This is a genomic window from Comamonas sp. GCA5, assembly GCF_036541385.1.
Classification (GTDB): Bacteria; Pseudomonadota; Gammaproteobacteria; order Burkholderiales; family Burkholderiaceae_C; genus Comamonas; species Comamonas aquatica.
Genome location: NZ_JAZHFR010000143.1, coordinates 1 through 4,533, shown reverse-complemented (window position 1 = coordinate 4,533; position 4,533 = coordinate 1). Strand labels below are relative to the sequence as shown.

Below are 4,533 nucleotides of genomic sequence, written 5' to 3'. Positions count from 1 at the left end.
CGCCGTGGCGGTGGGCCGTCAGCCCCTCGGCCGTGCCGGGAGCCACCGCAGCGCCCGCATGGCGTGGCCAGGGGGCCAGCCAGCCCCACAGCGCCCAGACGGCCAAGGCCGTCAGGACGGCCAGCCCCAGGCCCAGCATCAGCCAGGTCTGCACGGCCAGACCCTGGTTGCCCAGCATGTCGCCCGACATGTCCCGCAGGATCACTGCCTGCCACTGCGGCAGGGGCAGGCCCACCCGCGTCACCAGCCGCGCCCCCCAGGCCACGGTCTGCGCACTGGACGCCGAAGGCTTGGACAGCGACTGCCACTCCGCCCAGTGGGCCTCCCACAGTTCGCGCGCATGCTTCCAGCGCTGCGTGACATCGGAATGCGCCAGCACCACGCCGTCCGGATCCAGCAGCACGTACTGCAGACCGGGCACGGCGCCCAGCGGTTCGGGGATCAGGGTGGCCAGGGGCAGCTTGGAGACCGCCGCCAGGGCACCAGCCACCGCGCCATCGGCCCGGCGCATGGGCACGGTCAGCAGGACACGCAGGTGGCTGGCGTCTTCCGGCGTCTGGATCTGCACCACATTGGGCTTGCCCTCGGCAATCGTGCGGCGCAGCGCCTCCACCCCGTTGGTGTCGATCTCGACCACCGCGCCGCCCAGGCCATGGTGGGTGATGGAGCCGCTGGGCAGGGCCACGTGCAGGCTGTCGAACAGCCGCAGCGTGGAACCCTCCTGCTGCATCAGCGCATCCAGCACGGCCGGCTTGTCCAGCAGGCTGGTGTGCATGCCCTGGGCGATCGACACCAGCAGGCGCTGCTGGGCTTCCATGCGCGCCGTCAGCATGCGCGCCCACAGGTCGGCCTCGGTGTTTTGCTGGGCCACCAGGCGCTCCTGGGTGCGGGCATCGACCACCTGCACCAGGCACCAGGCGCCAAACGCCGCCACCGTGAGCACCAGGGCCGCCAGCACCAGCACCAGCAGACGCAGTCCGCGCCAGTCGGTCACTGCGTCAGCCAGGGGGGCAGGAGCGGGTTTGCTGGAATTGATCACGCCCCACTATAGGCAGGACTGGGCGGGGCGTTGTTCCGGTGGAACCCTTGAAGTCCGTGCCCTACAAACGCCAAGGAGGCCTTGCGGCCTCCTGGTTGCGTCCCCCTGCTGCGCTGGCGCGCGGGCTCAGATGCCGGCCACGCTTTGCAGTGCGCTGGGCTGGGGCAGGTTCAGCACATTGCCCGTGCCGGCGATCAGGCCATGTTCGCGCAGGTGGCGCAGCACGCGCGAAAAGGTTTCGGGCGCAATCCCCAGCTGCGCGGCAATCGTGCGTTTGCGCTGGTTCAGCGTGACGCACATGGTGCCGTTGTCGGCATGCTGGGCATGGCGCAGCAGCCACTGGGCGCAGCGGGCCTCAGCATCCTGTGCCAGGCGGCTGACGGCGGTTTCCGTCTGCTGGCAGTAGCCCTGGGCCATGTCGCGCACCAGGGTGGCCACCGTGTCCGGCAGGGACTGCAGGCTGTGCTGGAATGCGCCCAGCGAGATGCGGCGCAGGCGCACCCGCGAATCGGTGACCATATCCACACCACAGCTGCTGCCCGTCAGGGCGAAGGCGGCATCCAGCCACGCCGGGCCTTCCACCACGCCGAGCTGGTGGCGCATCTGCCCGTCTTCGAGCACACCCAGCACCACGCAGCCGCTGTCCAGGTACAGGACCGAGTCGGGACGTGAGCCACGTTGGCGCAGCAGCTGGCCGGCGGAAACCACCTCAGCCTGGGCCAATGGATCGAACGATGGAATGTGGAACATGGTCACGGACTGTGCCGCAGCGCTGTCCGGACGGTGTTGAGCCACATCAATAATGAATGCCACGCCAGACGGGCCCCGACCGGCGTGCCGGCCAGCGGTTGCGGCGCCCGCAAAAAAAGGCCCGCAACCACGGCTGCGGGCCTGCAGGGATGGACACGGCCGGCGTACGACCTCAGGGGGTGGGCACGGGCGCTCCGGATTCGAACCACTGCTTGAAGCTGTCGCGCTCCTCGGCACTCAGGGCGCCGGGATTGCCGAAGGGCATCTTGCGCAGCTGCACCACCTGGGCATAGATCTGCTGGGCATGGCTCTTCACATCGGCGGGGGTGTCGAACTTGACGTTCTTTTGCGCGATCGTGGCGGAGCTGTGGCAGACCACGCAGTGCTGCTGCATGATGGCGTGCATTTTTTCATAGCTGCCTGCGCTTGCCGTGCTTGCGCTGGAGGCCGATTCGACCACAGGTTTGGCGGTCTCCCCCTGCACCACGGACTGGCCCACGGGGGCGATCACGGCCGGGTTGGCGGCAACCGCCGCGAGTGGGGCCGGGCGCAGCCAGGCGATGACGCCCAGCAGCACCACCACGCCCACAGCGGCGTACTTCCAGGGATGGGGGTTGCGGCCCAGCTTGTAACCGTGGCGCATGACGAAGAACTGGCGGATGGCAGCGCCGGCAAACATCATCAGGATCAGCACCAGCCAGTTCTGCGGGTGGCTGTGCAGCCAGCCATAGTGGTTGGACAGCATGGCAAACAGCACCGGCAGGGTGAAATAGGTGTTGTGCACGCTGCGCTGCTTGCCGCGCTTGCCGTGGATGGGGTCAACGGGTTCACCGGCCTTGATGGAAGCCACCATCTTCTTTTGGCCGGGGATGATCCAGAAGAACACGTTGGCGCTCATGGATGTGGCCAGCATGGCACCGATCAGCAGGAAGGCGGCCTGGCCGGGGAAGATGTGGCAGGCCAGGTAGGCGGCCACGCAGACCAGCACCAGCACCAGCGCGCCGACGGTGGCATCGCCACCGTCCTTTTGCCCGAAGACGCGGCAGATGCTGTCGTACAGGAACCAGAACACCACCAGGAAGGCCAGGGCCGCGACGATGGCCATCTGGCTGGACATCAGCGGGTTGGCAGGATCGACCAAGTAGATCTTGGCATTCCACAGGTAGGACACCGTCAGCAGCGCAAAGCCGGACAGCCAGGTGGTATAGCTTTCCCAGTAGAACCAGTGCAGGTGGCCGGGCAACTTGGGCGGTGCGCCTGCAAACTTGACCGGGTGGTAGAAGCCGCCGCCGTGCAAGGCCCACAGCTCACCGCTGACGCCCTGCTTTTTCAGGTCCTCATCGACCGGCGGGGTCAGGCTGCTGTCGAGGAACACGAAGTAGAACGACGAGCCCACCCAGGCGATGGCGGTAATGACATGCAGCCACCGCAACAGCAGGTTGGCCCAGTCGAGGATATAGCTTTCCATAGCACTCAACTCCGGCAGCACAAGGGCTGCCCTGGAAGATCAACCTGCTCACCACTGCGGGCGCTCTGAGCAGAAGAATGGGCCGCGCACCTGGGTTGTAACAACATCGTGGGCACCGCTGCGACCTGTCTTTCGTCAAAGTGTATGCAATTTTTGTCGCCAAAAACTGCAAATTCAGCCTGCCCCCGGGCAACTACCAAGGACCCAGCACGGCCCCGTCAGGCGGCTGCAAGCTGCTGGGCCCGCAGCTGCAATAACTGTGCCGCCACGGCGATGGCGATCACCTCGGGCTCCTTGCCCGGAATGCCGGGCAGGCCGATCGGGCAGGTGATGTGGGCGATCTCGGCCGCGCTGAAGCCCCGCTGCGCCAGCCGGCGCTGGAACACCGCCCACTTGGTGGCGCTGCCAATCAGGCCCACGAAGGGCAGGTCGCCCCGCACGCGCTGGCGCCGCAGGCAGGCGGCGACGATGTCCAGGTCCTCGGTGTGGCTGAAGCTCATCACCAGCACCAGCGCCTGCGCGGGCAGGTCGCGCACGGCCTCTTGCACTGGCTCGGAGTGCTCGCAGCGCACCTGCGGCAGCGGCGATGCCGGGAACATGCCGTCCCGGCTGTCCACCCAGTGCACGGCAAACGGCAGCGGCTGCAGCACCCGCACCAGGGCGTGGCCCACATGGCCGGCGCCAAACAGCGCCACCGGCTGGTGTGGTACCTGCAGGCGGTCCAGCACGGCGCCATCGGCGGCGCCCACGGCCGTCAGGCGCAGATCGACCGCCCCGCCACAGCACTGGCCCAGCGAAGGCCCCAGGGCCAGGCGCAGGCTGCGCACCTGCCCGGGCAAGCCCTGGGCCAGCCATGCGCGCGCCAGGCGCGTGGCCTCCCATTCCAGGTGCCCCCCGCCGATGGTGCCGATCAGCCCTTCGGCTTGCACCGCCATCCACGCACCCGGGCCGCGTGGGGCCGAACCTTGCGTGGCCACCACTTCGACCAGGCACACCGGGGCCTGGCGTACGGCGGCCCGCAGGCGTTCCAAAGCATTCACGAGATCCACCTTGTTTGTTTCATGCACGTCACCATCGCAAGCACAAGTCTTGCCACTTCGTCCCATCCCCGGGATGGCGATAAGCTTGCACCATGACTGACAAGCACCGACCCGGTTCCGAGCATCCTAAACGCCACTGGCTGTGGGGCGGCATGGCCGCCGCCATGACCGCCATCCTGGCAGCCTGCGGCGTGGCGCCCTCGTCCCCGCCACCCGCCACCGGCAGCGCGGGGGCC

3 protein-coding genes and 1 pseudogene are annotated in these 4,533 nt (G+C 67.9%); all 4 read right to left on the bottom strand.

Annotation, left to right across the window (positions count from 1 at the left end; genetic code table 11):
- Window positions 1–994: pseudogene (locus tag SJH88_RS18555) on the bottom strand (hypothetical protein); the annotation flags it as partial.
- A 171-nt stretch (window positions 995–1,165) separates the two neighbouring features.
- Window positions 1,166–1,789 (bottom strand): Crp/Fnr family transcriptional regulator, encoded by a 624-nt coding sequence (locus tag SJH88_RS18550; RefSeq protein WP_043384551.1) that lies wholly within the window; start codon window positions 1,787–1,789, stop codon window positions 1,166–1,168.
- A 172-nt stretch (window positions 1,790–1,961) separates the two neighbouring features.
- Window positions 1,962–3,257 (bottom strand): urate hydroxylase PuuD, encoded by a 1,296-nt coding sequence (locus SJH88_RS18545; RefSeq protein WP_274755322.1) that lies wholly within the window; start codon window positions 3,255–3,257, stop codon window positions 1,962–1,964.
- Between the two features lie 218 nt (window positions 3,258–3,475).
- Window positions 3,476–4,297: a xanthine dehydrogenase accessory protein XdhC gene (xdhC, locus tag SJH88_RS18540; protein ID WP_274755321.1), complete on the bottom strand. Its 822-nt coding sequence runs from the start codon at window positions 4,295–4,297 to the stop codon at window positions 3,476–3,478.
- Between the last annotated feature and the right edge of the window lie 236 nt (window positions 4,298–4,533).